This is a genomic window from Herbaspirillum hiltneri N3 (assembly GCF_001267925.1).
GTDB lineage: Bacteria > Pseudomonadota > Gammaproteobacteria > Burkholderiales > Burkholderiaceae_D > Herbaspirillum > Herbaspirillum hiltneri.
Genome location: NZ_CP011409.1, coordinates 2,488,270 through 2,502,883, shown reverse-complemented (window position 1 = coordinate 2,502,883; position 14,614 = coordinate 2,488,270). Strand labels below are relative to the sequence as shown.

15 protein-coding genes are annotated in these 14,614 nt (G+C 63.0%); 9 read left to right on the top strand and 6 right to left on the bottom strand.

Annotated features, from left to right (window positions below; genetic code table 11):
* Positions 1-57 precede the first annotated feature (57 nt).
* Together F506_RS11365 and F506_RS11360 are read left to right on the top strand one after the other, a co-directional pair.
* Positions 58-1,026 (top strand): sugar-binding transcriptional regulator, encoded by a 969-nt coding sequence (locus F506_RS11365; protein WP_053194934.1) that lies wholly within the window; start codon positions 58-60, stop codon positions 1,024-1,026.
* 53 nt (positions 1,027-1,079) lie between these two features.
* Positions 1,080-1,982 (top strand): carbohydrate kinase family protein, encoded by a 903-nt coding sequence (locus F506_RS11360; protein WP_053194933.1) that lies wholly within the window; start codon positions 1,080-1,082, stop codon positions 1,980-1,982.
* 696 nt (positions 1,983-2,678) lie between these two features.
* Here the strand turns inward: F506_RS11360 and F506_RS11355 are convergent.
* On the bottom strand, positions 2,679-3,197 hold the full coding sequence (locus F506_RS11355) for a cell division protein FtsI (RefSeq protein ID WP_407638181.1): 519 nt from the start codon (positions 3,195-3,197) through the stop codon (positions 2,679-2,681).
* Positions 3,198-3,424: 227 nt separating this feature from the next.
* On the opposite strand from F506_RS11355, the gene F506_RS11350 reads away from it, so the two are divergent.
* The gene (locus tag F506_RS11350; RefSeq protein WP_053197535.1) at positions 3,425-3,862 is read left to right on the top strand and encodes a hypothetical protein; all 438 of its coding nucleotides are present in this window, start codon (positions 3,425-3,427) and stop codon (positions 3,860-3,862) included.
* On the opposite strand, the gene F506_RS11345 is transcribed toward F506_RS11350, so the two are convergent.
* Positions 3,863-5,131, bottom strand: coding sequence for a D-amino acid dehydrogenase (locus tag F506_RS11345; protein ID WP_053197533.1), 1,269 nt, complete (start codon positions 5,129-5,131; stop codon positions 3,863-3,865).
* Positions 5,132-5,253: 122 nt separating this feature from the next.
* Positions 5,254-6,021 carry an SDR family NAD(P)-dependent oxidoreductase gene (locus tag F506_RS11340; protein WP_053197531.1) on the bottom strand — a complete coding sequence of 256 codons (768 nt, stop codon included), beginning with the start codon at positions 6,019-6,021 and terminating at the stop codon, positions 5,254-5,256.
* Between the two features lie 312 nt (positions 6,022-6,333).
* Between F506_RS11340 and F506_RS11335 the strand changes: the two genes are divergently transcribed.
* From F506_RS11335 to F506_RS11325, 3 genes are read left to right on the top strand one after another with little or no spacing between them, the layout of a single operon-like run.
* Complete coding sequence (locus tag F506_RS11335; protein WP_053197528.1) at positions 6,334-7,002, top strand: amino acid ABC transporter permease; 669 nt, start codon at positions 6,334-6,336, stop codon at positions 7,000-7,002.
* 4 nt (positions 7,003-7,006) lie between these two features.
* Positions 7,007-7,780: an amino acid ABC transporter ATP-binding protein gene (locus F506_RS11330; protein ID WP_053197527.1), complete on the top strand. Its 774-nt coding sequence runs from the start codon at positions 7,007-7,009 to the stop codon at positions 7,778-7,780.
* 28 nt (positions 7,781-7,808) lie between these two features.
* Positions 7,809-8,255 carry an Lrp/AsnC family transcriptional regulator gene (locus F506_RS11325; RefSeq protein ID WP_053197525.1) on the top strand — a complete coding sequence of 149 codons (447 nt, stop codon included), beginning with the start codon at positions 7,809-7,811 and terminating at the stop codon, positions 8,253-8,255.
* A gap of 101 nt (positions 8,256-8,356) precedes the next feature.
* On the opposite strand, the gene F506_RS11320 is transcribed toward F506_RS11325, so the two are convergent.
* Entirely contained in the window at positions 8,357-9,199 is an 843-nt protein-coding gene (locus F506_RS11320; RefSeq protein WP_053197522.1) for a transporter substrate-binding domain-containing protein, read from the bottom strand.
* 391 nt (positions 9,200-9,590) lie between these two features.
* Here F506_RS11320 and F506_RS11315 point away from each other — a divergent pair, with 391 nt between their 5' ends.
* From F506_RS11315 to F506_RS11305, 3 genes are all read left to right on the top strand, one after another.
* Positions 9,591-10,739 carry a saccharopine dehydrogenase family protein gene (locus F506_RS11315; RefSeq protein ID WP_083457781.1) on the top strand — a complete coding sequence of 383 codons (1,149 nt, stop codon included), beginning with the start codon at positions 9,591-9,593 and terminating at the stop codon, positions 10,737-10,739.
* Between the two features lie 122 nt (positions 10,740-10,861).
* A complete protein-coding gene (locus F506_RS11310) occupies positions 10,862-11,227 on the top strand; it encodes a hypothetical protein (protein ID WP_053197520.1) in 366 nt (121 codons plus the stop codon).
* A 132-nt stretch (positions 11,228-11,359) separates the two neighbouring features.
* Positions 11,360-11,890 (top strand): ankyrin repeat domain-containing protein, encoded by a 531-nt coding sequence (locus F506_RS11305; RefSeq protein ID WP_053201495.1) that lies wholly within the window; start codon positions 11,360-11,362, stop codon positions 11,888-11,890.
* A 2-nt stretch (positions 11,891-11,892) separates the two neighbouring features.
* Here F506_RS11305 and F506_RS11300 read toward each other — a convergent pair whose 3' ends face one another.
* Together F506_RS11300 and F506_RS11295 are read right to left on the bottom strand one after the other, a co-directional pair.
* Entirely contained in the window at positions 11,893-13,134 is a 1,242-nt protein-coding gene (locus tag F506_RS11300; protein ID WP_053197517.1) for a DUF2863 family protein, read from the bottom strand.
* Between the two features lie 72 nt (positions 13,135-13,206).
* The gene (locus F506_RS11295; protein ID WP_053201493.1) at positions 13,207-14,517 is read right to left on the bottom strand and encodes an MFS transporter; all 1,311 of its coding nucleotides are present in this window, start codon (positions 14,515-14,517) and stop codon (positions 13,207-13,209) included.
* Between the last annotated feature and the right edge of the window lie 97 nt (positions 14,518-14,614).

Sequence of the window (14,614 nt, the reverse complement as noted above, 5' to 3'; positions counted from 1 at the left end):
TCCGTACAATGCCGGATCGGCCAGCGCGACGCGGCAGGTTCACAACAAGGAAAACCGATGTCATCCAGCCCATCCAAACTCGATCTGGCGGCGCGCGCCGCATGGATGTATTACGTCGCCGGCAACACCCAGAATGAAATCGCCGAGCGCCTCGGCATTTCGCGCCAGATGGCGCAGCGCATGGTGGCCTACGCCGGCGCGTCGAACCTGGTCAAGGTCCAGATCGCCCATCCGATCTCGTCCTGCCTGGAACTTGCGCAGGGCCTGCAACAGCGCTACGGATTGGACGTCTGCCGCGTGGTGCCCGGCAACACGGGCAATGACGCCGCGGCCGGGGATGATGCACACGGTGTGCAACAGATGCTGGCGGTCGCCGGCGCCGAGTTGATGGAACAATACCTGCGGCAGGAAGAACCGCTGATCGTCAACGTCGGCTCGGGTCGCACGCTCAAGGCCGCAATTGAAAAGATCAGCGACATGGAACGCCCGCAGCACCAGATCGTCTCGATGATCGGCGCCTTCGCTTCCGACGGTTCCGCCAACCGCTACGACGTCGCCCTGCTCGCCGCTGAAAAAATGCAGAGCCGCTTTTACCTCTTGCCGGCGCCGCGCGTGGCGGAAAGCGAAGCCGACCGCAAGCAGTGGTGCAACCATCGCGCCTACCAGATCGTCACCGGCCTGGCGCAACGCGCCGACGTCACCTTCCTCGGCATCGGCACGATTGCATTGCAAGGCGCGATGCATGAAGACGGCTTCATCGACGACGACGAAGTCGCGCAGCTGCAAAATCAAGGCGCGGTCGGCGAACTGATCTGCCACGCCTTCGACGCCGCCGGCAACATGCTCCGTTCGCCGCTGGCCGCGCGCATCACCACCCCGCCGCTCACCTCGCCGCCGCCCAAGCCGGTCATCGCGCTGGCAGGCGGTCGCAAGAAAGCCGAAGCGGTGCGCGGCGCCTTGCGCGGCGGCTGGCTGACGGGTCTCGTCACCGACGAGTACTGCGCGCAATTTGCGTTGCAGGATTAAATTCCGCGCAGCGCCAGAACAACAATTTCAGCATCAGCATTACGGAGACATTTATGCCGCATCCCATCGAATTCGTCGTCTTCGGCGAAGCCCTGACCGACTTCATTCGCCAGCCCGGCGGCGAGTGGCGCGCCCTGCCCGGAGGCGCCTGCTGGAACGTCGCGCGCGTCGGCGCGCGTCTTGGCGCGGCGACCGGTTATGCCGGCAGCGTCAGCAGCGACGTCTTCGGCGAAGAATTGCGCGTGCTCACGCAAGAGGCGGGACTCGACATGCGCTACCTCCAGCAAGTCGACAAATCGCCGCTGCTGGCCATGGTGACGTCAACCACGCCGCCCGATTATTTCTTCGTCGGCGACGACAGCGCCGACCTGCATTTCGATCCGAGCAAGTTGCCTTCCGGCTGGATGGATGAAGCGCGCATATTGCACTTCGGCTGCATCAGCCTGACGCGCGAACCATTGGCGTCTCGCCTGCTTGCGATTGCCGCCGAAGGCGCGCAACGCGGCAAGCGCATTGCCTTCGATCCGAACTGGCGCAAGCTGATGGATCAGCCCGGCTATCACGTGCTGATGCGCAAGCTGCTGGCGTTATCGCATTACGTGAAGGTGTCGGACGAAGATCTGGAGAAATTATTCCCTGACGATGCGCAGCCGATGGCGACGCTGAAGTCGCTGGCGCCGCAGGCGGAGATCCTGTTCACGCGTGGAGCCGATGGGCTGTCCTGGATCAAGGGAGAGAGCGTTGTCGATCAAGCGGCTTATCGGGTGGAGGTGATTGATACCGTCGGTTGCGGCGATGCTTCCATGGGAGGCTGGATCGCCAGCATCTTGCGTCAGGCGGATGCGCCGGTGGTGACGCATTTGCAGTGTGCTGCTGCGGCGGCGGCGTTGTCGGCGGCGCGGGCGGGGGCTTATGCGGCGACCTGGGATGAGGTGCAGGAGCTGGTTAATCGCTGAGCGCTTTTTTGTTTTGTTCCGACTGGTGGTTCTTCGGTAATTTGGATTTTTTTCTTCGATCAACCCTTCGCCGGGGGTAGCCCGGCAGCTACTCACTTTTCTTGTCTCGCCAAGAAAAGTAAGCAAAAGAAGCGACCGCTGGTTCGTAGCCCCCTGCCGGGGGTTCCCGGCGTCGTCAGGCGCAAATCGGGAGGGGAAACAAACTCGCTGCGCTCAGACAAGTTTCCCCTCTTTATCCGATTTGCACCTGCCGCCACCGGCTACTCGCAAGCGGACGGCCAGACTGGCTCGCTGCGCGTCGCCAGGGGATGGAGGTGGAGTGAAAGCCACAGTTCTCCGCTATCAATCAAACCAAAGATGGCAATCACGATGCCGAAGGCGAGCCCCCCCAAGGCAATGCGAAGCGAGCCGAGAAAGAAGTTCCGCTTATGAGTCGCCGTTGGTGCCGTACTCAAATCGGATAAAGAAGGGAAACTTGTCTGAGCGCAGCGAGTTTGTTTCCCTTCCCGATTTGAGTACGGCACCAACGGGTACCCCGAAGGGGCGGCGAATCGCGGTCGCCTTTCTTTGCTTACTTTCTTTGGCGAAGCAAAGAAAGTGAGCGGCTGCCGGGCCGCCCCCGGCAACCACGGTCGTCCGAAGAACAAACCGTATTCATCAACGCACAGCAAGCCAGTCGAAACAACCGACAAAGATTCAAGACCCCCCAAACACAACCGGCGTACCGACATTGTTGGTCGCCTCCACCACAGGATTGCTAATCAGCAAAGCATCCACCACCGGCCCCAGCTTGCTCCCGGTAGAAGACCACTTGTCCTGCGCCATCTCCCCCATCTTGTAAGACGCGCTACCCACCACCCTCCCCTCCTTGCGCAAGGTCACCGAAGCAAACGTCAGGTAAGGCGCGTAAGCATTGCTGAACGTCTTCATGTCCCATTTGACGAAGGCGGCGTAAGCCAACGTCATGGGGCAGCTGCCGGGCTGCGTACCGGCGTCGTACACGCGGCTCGGCACGCCGTGCCGTTGCAGTTCGCTTTGCAGGCTGGGGACGAAATCGCTGAGCGCCACCGCGCCGTTCCACTCGATGCAGATTTCCTTGATCGGCGCGTGCGCGAAGACGATGGGATTCTGCGGCGTGGCCGGCGTCATCGACGACACGCCGGAGATGGCGGAGCCAAGCAGATTGGCGGCTTCCACGATCGGACTGGGCGACATGACGACGCAGCCTGACATGGATGCAGCGCAAACGGAGGCGAAGAAAAATTTGATCATGGCGGCGACCGGTTCGACGATGAGTGAAATTCATCATATCCGCCGATGTTCCCCGCCTCGCGCGCTTTTACCCTGATTTACGCCATGCCGAACGCGGCTTTACACTCGCCGGTTTTCTGCCGGCCGCCGCAGTGGCACAATGAGCGATCCGATTTTTCAGGAGAAGCGCCATGCGCACCTTGCTGTCCACCATCGCGGTCACGCTGCTCGCCGCAACCACCTTCACCGCCCGCGCCGACACGCTCAAAAGCGAAGCCGAAGTGCGCCAGCTCGCCGACAAGGTCATGGCCGCCGCTGGCAAGGGCCAGACCGACGACGCCTACGCCGCCATGACGCCGTACACGCTGACCGACGTCAACACGCTCGACCGCGCGCGGCTCACCGCACGCACGTCGCGCATGCAGCTGGAGCAAACCATCGGCGGGTCGGTGGGCTACGAATTCATCCGCAGCGAGAAGGTGGGCGAATCGCTGCTCAAGCTGGTCTATATAGAGAAGGCCGAAAAGCAGGCGATTCCCTGGCAGTTCATTTTCTACAAGACCGCTTCGGGCTGGGCGCTGAGCAACTTCAGTAACGGCGACAATATCAACAGCCTGTTTACCCGTTGACTATTGGAACGCTCGCAGCGGACTTAAATCGTCGCTGACGATTTCCGTGTTGACGCCGGCAATCTTGTCGGCGATCAGCCGGCTCGAACCGCAGGCCGTGGTCCAGCCGTTGGAACCGTGGCCGGCGTTGAGCCAGAGATTGGAAAACGCAGTCGCGCCGATCAGCGGCGCGCCGTCCGGCGTCATCGGCCGCAGGCCGGCCCAGTAGCTGATGCCGCTCATGTCGGCGCCGCCCGGGAACAGCGAGCTGAGCGACTTGATCGCGGTGGCGCAATCGCGCGGCGTCACCTTCGTATCCCAGCTGCCGATCTCGGCCGTGCCGGCGGCGCGGATGTGGGAACCCATGCGCGTGATCGCCACCTTGTAGTACTCATCCATCACGCCGCTCTTCGGCGCCGCCGTGGCGTCGCTGACCGGCACGGTGATTGCGTAGCCCTTGACCGGATACACCGGCAACCGCAAACCCAGCGGCTTGACCAGGGCCACCGATGCGCTGGCGCAGGCCACCACGTAGGCGTCGGCCGTCAACATGCCGTTGGCGGTGCGCAGGCCGGTGACGGCGCCGCCGGCGTATTCGATCTGCTGTACGGAAGTACCGAGCACGAAGCTGACGCCCTGCGATTGCAGCCAGTCGGCCAGCGCGCGGGCGAACAGCGGGCAATTGCCGGTTTCATCTTGCGGCAGCAGCATGCCGCCGACCAGTTGATCGCGTGCGGCGCGCAGCGCCGGGTCGAAGGCGACGCAGGCGTCGGCGTCGAGCAGCTCATAAGCGACGCCCGCTTCCGCCAGCACGCGCGCGGCGAGGCCGGCGTTGTCCATGCCCTCCTGCGTGCGGAACAGCTGCAGGTTGCCGACCGTGGTTTGTTCGTACTCGATGCCGAGGCGTTCGCGAATATCTTTCAGCTGCGTGTGGCTGTAGCGCGCCAGGCGTCCCATGCGCGCCTTGTTGACGGCGTAGCGCCCGGCGTTGCACTGCGACAGGAACTGGCCGAGCCAGCGCCATTGGTCCCGGTCCAGGCGCGGCGTGAAACGCAGCGCCGACTCCATGCCCAGCCAGCTTTGCAGCGACCATTTGAGCGACTTGCCCTTCATGCCGGGCGCGGCCCACGGCGTGGCGTAGGACGGACAGACATGGCCGGCGTTGCCGACGCTGGTTTCGGCCGCGACTTCCGGCTGGCGGTCGACCACCGTAACGGTGTAGCCTTTCTCGTGCAGGAAATAGGCGGTGGTTACGCCGACGATGCCGGCGCCGATGACGATGATGTGCATGGTGAGTTATTTCAAATAATAATGAGGCTAGTGAAAAGCGCCGATGGCAAGGCGTGCCGTCGCAGACAGTGCGAATGCACGGCAAGACGGCGCAACGCAGCCAGCGGTGTTTTTCACCAGCCTCATAAAGTGAGGCCGCCGTCGATGTGCCATACCTGGCCGGTGACATAAGACGCGGCGGGGCTCAGCAGGAAGCCGATGACGTTGGCGATTTCCTGCGGCTGGCCGAGACGTTGCATGGGGATGCGCTCCAGCGCAGCGGCCCAGGCGGCCGGATCGATGGCGGATTTGTTGGGGTCGGATTTTTGCACGTAGCCTGGCGCCACGGCGTTGACGGTGGCGCCCGATTGCGCCAGCTGCACCGCCAGCGATTTCACCAGCGCTTCGATGCCGGCCTTGGCCGCAGCCGACGCCGGGAAACCCGATTCGCCGAGGCGGTACACGTGCGCGACGAAGGAGCTGACCGCCACCACGCGGCCGGCCGGCGCCTGCTGCAAGGCATCCTTGCAGGCGGTAACCAGTTGGAAGAAGCCGCCCAGCAGCGCGTCGATGGAGCGCGACCAGTCTTGCGTATTGAGCTCGCCGATACGCTTGCGGTCGGCGAAACCGGCGTTGGCGACCAGCGCGTCGAGGCGGCCGTAGCTGTTCAGCGCGACGTCGCGCAAGGCCGCCGCCGTACCCGTATCGGCCAGGTCGCCGAAGGCCGTCACGCAATGCGCGCCGCGCTCGCGGCAAGCCGCGACGGCCTGCTGCAATTCGGGAGAATCGGCGCGCGCATGCAGCACCATGCGGGTATCGGCGGCGGCCACGGTTTTCGCGGTGGCCGCGCCGATGCCGCGTGCAGCGCCGGTAATCAGGATCACGCGCTGCACGCTGGGAGATGGATTCATGGGTAACGAGGAAACGATATGAGGAATCGGGATGGCCGGAGCGGCCGTGCGCTATTTTAACCAATAAGCTAGCGGCGGGCCGCAGCCGCCGTCAGCCCGCCGTCAAAAACCCGCCGCAAAAGCACTGCACAACAGCTTCCGCTACATCCCGGGCGGTATTCTCCATTACAATTGCGGGGTTTTCGGGGGAGGAAAATTGGTCAGACCGGCCGCCTTTTCTGCTTCGACTGGCACGCTTCATGCTGCCTCGCCTGCGCACCGTGCAGGCAACCGGAAATTCAGACACCAAAGAGTAAAAGAAAAGGAAACACGATGTATCACTGGGACTTCGCCGCACTCTGGCAATTCCGCAACGTCATTGCGGTGGGCTTCGGCTACACGCTGGCCTACACGGTCGCCTGTGTTTTGCTGGGCCTGTTGCTGGGCTTGCTGGTCGGGCTTGGCCGCCTGTCGACCAACCCGTTCATCTCGGGCCCGCTGCGCGCCTACGTCGAAGTGTTCCGCTGCACGCCGGTGCTGGTGCAACTGGTGTGGTTCTATTACGCGCTGCCGGTGCTGGTCGGCATCGAGATGTCCGCAGGCACGTCGGCCCTGCTGGCGCTGGCCTTGTACGGCGGCGCCTTCTATTCGGAAATCATCCGCGGCGGCATCGTCTCGATCGACGTCGGCCAGAGCGAAGCGGGCTGCGCCCTGGGCATGACGCGCTTCCAGCTGATGCGCCGCGTGATCCTGCCGCAGGCGTTCAAGCGCATGACGCCGCCGCTGGTGAGCCAGTCCATCATGCAGTTGAAGAATACCTCGCTGCTGTCGGTGCTGGCGGTGCCGGACCTGTTGTACCAGGGCCAGATCATCGCGCATGAAACTTACCGCCCGCTGGAAATCTACACCATGGTTGCGGTGATCTATTTCCTCATCCTGCTGCCGGCGACGATCTGGGCCAAGCGCCTGGAAAACCGCCTGACTGCGCAACAGGGGGCATAAGAACATGAGTCACGCTACGAATGAAGTCATGATTGAAATCAAGAATCTGAAGAAAGCCTTCGGCGAGCACGTCGTGCTGAAAGACATCTCGCTGCAGGTCAACAAGGGCAGCGTGGTCGCGATGATCGGTCCGTCCGGTTCCGGCAAGTCGACGCTGCTGCGCTGTATCAACCTGCTGACCGTGCCCGAGCATGGCAGCATCCGTGTCGGTGCGCAGGATTTCACGTTCGGCTCGAAGGCCTCCAAGCCGCTCAAGGACCGCGAGCTGGCCAAATTCCGCACCAACACCGGCATGGTGTTCCAGCACTTCAACCTGTTCCCGCACATGACGGCGCTCGAGAACGTCATGGAAGGCATGCTCACCGTGCTGCGCAAACCGAAGGCGGAAGCGCGCGCCTACGCACTGGAACTGCTGCAGAAAGTCGGCCTGTCCGACCGCGCCGACATCTATCCGCAACGCCTGTCCGGCGGCCAGAAGCAACGCGTGGCGATTGCCCGCGCGCTGGCGATGCGCCCGGGCGTGATGCTGTTCGATGAAGCCACCTCGGCGCTGGATCCGGAGCTGGTGGGCGAAGTGCTCAACGTGATCCGCTCGCTGGCCGCCGACGGCATGACCATGATCCTGGTCACGCACGAAATCGCCTTCGCCCGCGAAGTCGCCGATCAGGTGATCTTCATGCGCGACGGCGTGGTGGTGGAAGCCGGACCGCCGTCGCAGGTGATCGACAATCCGCAGGAAGCGGCGACGCAATCCTTCCTGAGCCGCTTCAACGGCTGAACGCTTAATCCCACCCTCGCCCGCATCCATGAAAGCCCGCCTCGACCTGCTCGATGACACCGACCGCAAGCTGATCTCGCTGCTGCAGATGTCGGCGCGGGAAAGCGTCGCCAATCTGGCGCGCCAACTCGGCGTGGCGCGCACCACCGTGGTGGCGCGGCTGGCGCGGCTGGAAAAGAACCAGATCATCGTCGGCTATACCGTCAAGCTCGGCCAGGAAGTCATGGACAGCGGCCTGCGCGCCTACGTCGGCATCACGGTCGAAGCCAAGACCGCGCGCGACGTCCTCAAGCGCTTTCGCCGCATCCCGGAAATCGAGCAGCTCTGCTCGGTCAGCGGCGAGTTCGATTACGTTGCCTGGCTGCGCGCCAGCTCGGCCGAACAGCTCGACAAACTGCTCGATGAAATCGGCGAAATCGACGGCGTCATCAAGACCACGACGTCGATCGTGCTGTCGCGCAAGATCGACCGCTAATACCTGACAAACCAGGCGCAAACAACAACGCCGCCGTTCCGATCTTCATCGAAACGGCGGCGTTTGCTTTGAAACTTCCGGCGAAATAGCTGCCGGCGAAATTACAGAGGAATTTGCGGCGGCACGTCTTCCGGACGCACGCCCGACAGCTTCTGCAGGTTTTCCAGCACGGTGGACTTGACCTTGCCGGCGGCGCGCTCCTGCACGATCCACTTGTTGATGTATTCCAGCCAGGCCTTGTCGTCTTCCTTCGGCACGCCGATATTGGTCGAGGTGGCTTCGAGCGGCATCGGCACGATCATGGTGCCCAGGCTCGGGTTTTTCTTCAGCACGTTCAGCGCCAGCAGCCACACCAGAACTTGCACGTCGACGCGGCCGGTTTGCAGGGCCAGGGTGGCGTCGTCGGCTTTTTCCAGGCGCACGATGGTGGCTTTGGGACAGACGCGGCTGATCATGGCGTCGTGCGAGGAGCCGATGTCGACGCCGATCTTGACTTCAGGCTTGTTGAGCTCTTCCCAGGTCTTCGGTGCGAAACCCTTTTTGGAGACGATGGTGAAGGCGTTGTTGAACAGCGGCTCGGAGAAGCCCACGGTTTCGCGGCGCGCCGGAGTCGGGTTGAGGCCGAAGAAGACGTCGATCTTGCGCGTCTGCAGATCCAGCACCGAGTTGCCCCAGGTGGTTTCCAGCACTTCCAGCTTGACGTTCAGGCTGGCGGCCAGGTTCTTGGCGAAGTCGATCATGAAGCCGACCCATTCGCCGCTGGCAAGGTCCTTGTTGTAATAAGGAGCCTGACCGCGTACACCACCAATGCGCAGCACTTTGGTCCGCTTGATGCGGGCGAAGGTGGATTCGCCGGCCGGTGCGCTCTGCGCGAAGGCGCCGGGCAGATAGCTGGCGGCGGCGAGGCCGGCGACGTTGGTGATGAAACTGCGACGATTCTGCATTGCTTCTCTCCCTGATGAATTGAGAGCCGCTCACAAAACACCATTGGCGGCGTGTTGTCAGCGGCTCCAAATGGCACAAATATGGCCGTTGTTTTGGTTGGCTCGCGTGCCGCCCGGACTTCTGGCCCGGACGGCATCCGGCAATTTTAATACCAAGCGGTATGTGTTGCGCGGCATATTGCACATTCTCGCTTGTCGGGAACGCCGCCGGAGACGGCTTGCGTGGATGCTTTTTCGGCATGGACGTCTATTCGCATCGCTGATCGCTACAAAATGACGAAATTATCGTCATACACGCATCAATCTTGGTCTTTTTATCGTGACGGCTGTTTCCTACAATGAAGGCATCCGCCGGCCATCACGGCTGCAACCCGATCACAAGGAGCACATCATGAAAATCGTCCTGCTCGGCACCGGCCATATCGGCCTGGCCATCGCCCGTCTCCTGCACCTGCATGCCGACGGCGACTACAAGGTGCTCGCCGCCGACCGTGACGCCGCTGCGCTGGCGGCGATGCGCGCCCTCGGCGTGGAAACCGCGCAGGTCGACTTCAACGACCATGACGCGCTGTGCAGCCTGCTGTCGGGCCGCGACGCCTGCCTCAACGCGCTGCCGTACCACATGGCGACCGCCGTGGCGAAAGCGGCCAGGCTGAGCGGCGTGCATTATTTCGACCTGACCGAAGACGTGCGCGCCACCCGCGCCATCGCCAAGCTGGCGGCCGGCGCGGATACCGCCTTCATGCCGCAATGCGGGTTGGCGCCGGGCTTCATCGGCATCGCCGCGCATTCGCTGACGAGCAGCTTCGACGAGATCCACGAGGTCAAGATGCGCGTCGGTGCGCTGCCGGAGTTTCCCACCAATGCGCTGAAATACAACCTGACCTGGAGCGTCGACGGCCTGGTCAACGAGTACTGCCATCCCTGCGAAGCGATCCGCGACGGCAAGATGCAGGACATCCAGCCGCTGGAAGGACTGGAGCATTTTTCACTGGACGGCGTCGAGTACGAAGCCTTCAATACCTCCGGCGGACTTGGCACGCTATGCAGCACGCTGGCCGGCCAGGTGCGCAACCTGGACTACAAATCGGTGCGCTATCCGGGCCACCGCGACCTGGTGAAATTCCTGCTGGAAGAACTGCGCCTGCGCGACGACCAGGAGCAGCTCAAGGGCATTCTGCGCAAGTCGGTGCCGACCACCATGCAGGACGTGGTGCTGGTGTTCGTGACGGTGAGCGGCATGCGCGACGGCCTGCACGTACAGGAAGTGTTCTCGCGCAAGATCTTCGCCGCCACCCGCGACGGCGTGCATGAGAGCGCGATCCAGATCACCACCGCAGCCGGCATCTGCACTGCGCTGGATCTGTTCCGGCTGGGCAAGCTGCCGGCGCACGGCTTCATCCGGCAAGAGCAGATCGCGCTGGCGGATTTCCTCGCCAATCGATTCGGCCGGGTGTATGCGCAGGGTGCGCAGGGAGCAAACCCGCATGCGCCGTACCTGTCGCGCCAGGTGAATCAGGAGGCCGCAGTCGCGGTCTAGCGCATCATCGGATTTGCCCGGCTCTTGACGATTTTGAACACAGGTAAAGTTGAATCAGGATGATGTAATAGTTTTCCGCACGGTCCTACACTGGCTGCGTGATCAATCAGTGCAGGACCTCCATGCATCCCTCCGTGATTTCCCGAGCTGCGACTTTACTTGCATCCTGGCTCGCCGCATGCGTGCTGGGCGGCTGCGCCAACTTCAGCGAGGTGGTGTCGGTCGACGGCGGCGACAACTACAACCTCACCGCCACCGGCATCAGCTACACCATGTCGATGTCCCGGCTGACCAATGCCAGCCGTGAAAAAGCCGTGGCCTGGTGCGCCGTCCAGGGCCGCGACATGCAGTTGCGCCAGCAGGCCCGCAGCTGGCAGCCGCTGCAGGTGGAGCTCGACTTCCGTTGCCTGCCGCGCGAGGCCGGCACATCGGAGAGCGGGCTGAACGCGCTGTCGCTGACTCGCTTGCAAATGATTACAAAGAACTGATTTCATCAGCGCGCGTGGGAAGCGGTCGCCGGGCGAGCGCCTGAAGCCGGCCGGGTTGTTTGCTATGATCGGCGACAGTCGCCGGTCATGCCTGCAGCCTGGCCGGCTTTCACGTTTTTGAAAGAAATCGCCATGACCTCTTCCTCACCCAACGATCCGGGCGCGCTCGACGACGCCACGCTGGATTTCGCCGCCAAGATGTTCGACCTGGCGCGTCACGGCAACGCCGATGAGCTCGAGGCTTACCTGGCCAAGGGCCTGCCGCCCAACCTGCGCGACCACAAAGGCGACAGCCTGCTGATGCTGGCCGCATACCACGGCCATGATGCGGCGGTGTGCGTCTTGCTGCAGCACAAGGCCGATGCCGGCTTGCGCAACGACAATGGCCAGACGCCGATTGCCGGTGCGGCATTCAAGGGACATGTGGCGGTGGTGCAGGCATTGCTCGACGGCGGCGCCGATGTCGAAGGCGCCTCGCCCGACGGCAAGACCGCGCTGATGATTGCGGCGATGTTCAATCGCCTGGAGATCGTGGAGTTGTTGCTGGCGCACGGCGCCGACATCAAGGCCCGCAGCGCGAATGGCGCGACGGCGCTGGAAGCGGCGCGTGCCATGGGTGCGCCGGACACGGTGGCGCTGCTGGAGCGCCGCCTGGCTGACTGAAATTACCCCACAGCCCCGTCGGCGTATGGCTGCACATTGACGGCCTTGCCGGCGGCATCGAATTCTTCCGCCAGCGCCACCGATTGCACGCCCATGGTCAGCAGCGCGTCGCAGGTGTCGTCGAGCTCGATCTGCAAATCGCCGCCGCCGTCGAGCGGCTTTTCAGCGGTGGCAACGACGGTCTCGCCGTTGTAGATATTCACGCGCAGCAGCACGTCGCCTTCGGTATGCACCGGTCCCATGATGGCGTGGGTCCGCTGCGCATCCACGCCGCTTTCCTGCAGGCCGTGGTCCAGTTCAGACATCATTTGCAGCATGAAGTATTCGGCGATGCCGCGTTCCTTGCCGCCGTGGAACAGGTCCTGATACAGGAAATGCACGTCGAACTGGCGGCCATCGGTGACCAGGCAGCGCTGCACCAGCGGCACGACCTTTTCGCTCCAGGCCTGGAAGCGCTGGGCGCGCACCGCGAAGTAGGCATCCATCGCCGCTTCGTCTTTTGGAATCGTGTAAAACGGATCGTCCGCAGTCTTGAGCGCAAAGCCGAGCAGGAAGCGCAGCTCCACTGCCGTGTCTTCGGCGCCGAAACGGTTGGCCGGCCAGTTGCTCATGCTGCGGTCGATGGCGGGCGTGGAGGTCAGCTTCTTGTCGGTCATGGCGGCGTAGGCATCGCGCACCATGGCTTCGAGATGGCTGTAGGTGATCGCGTCGATTTCGTCGAGGTGATAGGCGTAGCTGACCAGCACCACCTTGGCGTCGGCGCTTTCGAGCTGGGCTTCCTTGATGCTGGCGGTCAGTTCGGTGAAGGCGTCGGCGTCGCGGAAGTTCTGTTCCGCATCGAGGCCGCCGACGGTGCGCACGAACATCGGGATGACGAAGGCGTTGACTTCATAGCTGCGCTCGTTGCGGGAGAAGAAGACCGTCTCGGCAGCTTCCTCGATCTTTTCGCGCAGGTAGGGATAGGCCTCGGCTTCCTGGTCGCGCGCGCGTTCCAGCGCTTCGTACAGCACGTCGTCCTGCTGCTGGCGCAAACTCTTGGTGATGATGCGGTGCAGGTCGCGTTGCTTGGCCGGCAAGTCGGGCGAGGCCTCGTCCTCGGTCGCCAGTTCAACCGCCAGGTTGGCCAGCTTGTCGACCAGGGCTTCGTCGAGTTCGTATTCGGCCGGAATCAGGAAAGAATCCGCGGACGCGGAAGGAGCGGAGGTATTGGCGGCTTTGCCGGCGGGACGCTTGCTTTTGGACATGGCTGGAATGCTTGTGGAGAGAAGAGGCGGACATTGTAACAAGTCCGCTCTCCCGTGCCGGCCGGTGTCGCGTCAGGCGGCCTTCCTGCCCGAGGTCCTCGCCAGGAACACCAGCCCGGCGGCAATCACCGAGGCCACCGCCAGAGCGTACAAGCCGCCCTGGATCGAACCGGTCTTTTGCTCCAGGTAACCGAAGGTCGCCGGCGCAAAGAAGCCGCCGAGGTTGCCGATGGAATTGACCAGCGCAATCACGGCAGCGGCGATGCGCGCGTCGAGATAGGCTTGCGGAATCGGCCAGAACAGCGACGAGGCCGCTTTGAAGCCGATGCCGGCGAAGCAGATCGCGACGAAGGCGAACACCGGACCGCCGGTGGTCGAGGCGAACATGCCGGCCGCGGCGATGATCAGCGTTGCCGCCACCCACGCCTGCTGGTGGCGGAAGCGTGCGGCCAGGCTGGCGAAGATGTACATCGCGACGATCGAGATGATCCACGGGATGGAGTTGAACAGGCCGACCTGGAAGTCATTGAAGTGGCCCATCTTCTTGATGATGCTGGGCAGCCAGAAGGTCGCGCCGTAGATCGTCAGCTGGATGGCGAAATAGATGAAGCAGAACAGCAGGATCTGCGGATCCTTGAGCAGGCTCCACGACGAGACGTGTACCGGCTTGCTGGCCTGGCGTTCGCGTTGTTCGTGCGCGATGATGGTGGTCAGGCTGTGGCGTTCGTCGTCGCTGAGCCACCTGGCGTCTTGCGGCGTCGAGTCGAGACGGCGCCAGACCACGAAGCACAGCAGCACCGATGCCAGGCCTTCGATGATGAACATCCATTGCCAGCCGTGCAGGCCGCCGCCTTCGATCTGTAACAGCGCACCCGAGATCGGGCCGGACAGGATGGATGCAATGGCCGAGCCGCTGAGGAATACCGCCATCGCTTTGCCGCGTTCGCTGTTGGGCAGCCATTGCGTGAAGTAGTACACCACGCCCGGGAAGAAACCGGCCTCGGCCACGCCCAGCAAGAAACGCAGGATGTAGAACGAGGTCTCGTTGTGCACGAAGGCCATCGACGTCGCCACCACGCCCCAGGTCAGCATGATGCGCGTGAGCCAGGCCTTGGCGCCGAACTTTTGCAGCAGCATGTTGGACGGCACTTCGAAGATTGCGTAGCCGATGAAGAACAATCCCGCGCCGAGGCCGAACGCCGCCGAACCGATGCCGAGATCGGTCGCCAGGTGCGAGCGCACGAAGCCGATGTTGACGCGGTCGATGTAGTTGGCGATGAACATGATCACGAACAGCGGCAGGATGCGCCATTTGACCTTGTCGATGGCGCTGGCCAGCGGGCCGCTAGCCTTGCCGTCCGGATGCGCAGCGTAAGCCGCAATGGTTTGCTTGGTTGCGTGGTCACTCACTTGCTATCTCCTTGAGGTTGTCGCTGCGGCCGTCGTTGCGGCCCGTGCGATCTTTATTGTTGCGTTGGTA

Bases quoted from the DNA above. Each gene is read 5' to 3' on its own strand.
- F506_RS11365 (WP_053194934.1), top strand. From the start codon at position 58: ATGTCATCCAGCCCATCCAAACTCGATCTGGCGGCGCGCGCCGCATGG.
- F506_RS11360 (WP_053194933.1), top strand. From the start codon at position 1,080: ATGCCGCATCCCATCGAATTCGTCGTCTTCGGCGAAGCCCTGACCGAC.
- F506_RS11355 (WP_407638181.1), bottom strand. From the start codon at position 3,197: ATGTCGCCCAGTCCGATCGTGGAAGCCGCCAATCTGCTTGGCTCCGCC.
- F506_RS11350 (WP_053197535.1), top strand. From the start codon at position 3,425: ATGCGCACCTTGCTGTCCACCATCGCGGTCACGCTGCTCGCCGCAACC.
- F506_RS11345 (WP_053197533.1), bottom strand. From the start codon at position 5,131: ATGCACATCATCGTCATCGGCGCCGGCATCGTCGGCGTAACCACCGCC.
- F506_RS11340 (WP_053197531.1), bottom strand. From the start codon at position 6,021: ATGAATCCATCTCCCAGCGTGCAGCGCGTGATCCTGATTACCGGCGCT.
- F506_RS11335 (WP_053197528.1), top strand. From the start codon at position 6,334: ATGTATCACTGGGACTTCGCCGCACTCTGGCAATTCCGCAACGTCATT.
- F506_RS11330 (WP_053197527.1), top strand. From the start codon at position 7,007: ATGAGTCACGCTACGAATGAAGTCATGATTGAAATCAAGAATCTGAAG.
- F506_RS11325 (WP_053197525.1), top strand. From the start codon at position 7,809: ATGAAAGCCCGCCTCGACCTGCTCGATGACACCGACCGCAAGCTGATC.
- F506_RS11320 (WP_053197522.1), bottom strand. From the start codon at position 9,199: ATGCAGAATCGTCGCAGTTTCATCACCAACGTCGCCGGCCTCGCCGCC.
- F506_RS11315 (WP_083457781.1), top strand. From the start codon at position 9,591: ATGAAAATCGTCCTGCTCGGCACCGGCCATATCGGCCTGGCCATCGCC.
- F506_RS11310 (WP_053197520.1), top strand. From the start codon at position 10,862: ATGCATCCCTCCGTGATTTCCCGAGCTGCGACTTTACTTGCATCCTGG.
- F506_RS11305 (WP_053201495.1), top strand. From the start codon at position 11,360: ATGACCTCTTCCTCACCCAACGATCCGGGCGCGCTCGACGACGCCACG.
- F506_RS11300 (WP_053197517.1), bottom strand. From the start codon at position 13,134: ATGTCCAAAAGCAAGCGTCCCGCCGGCAAAGCCGCCAATACCTCCGCT.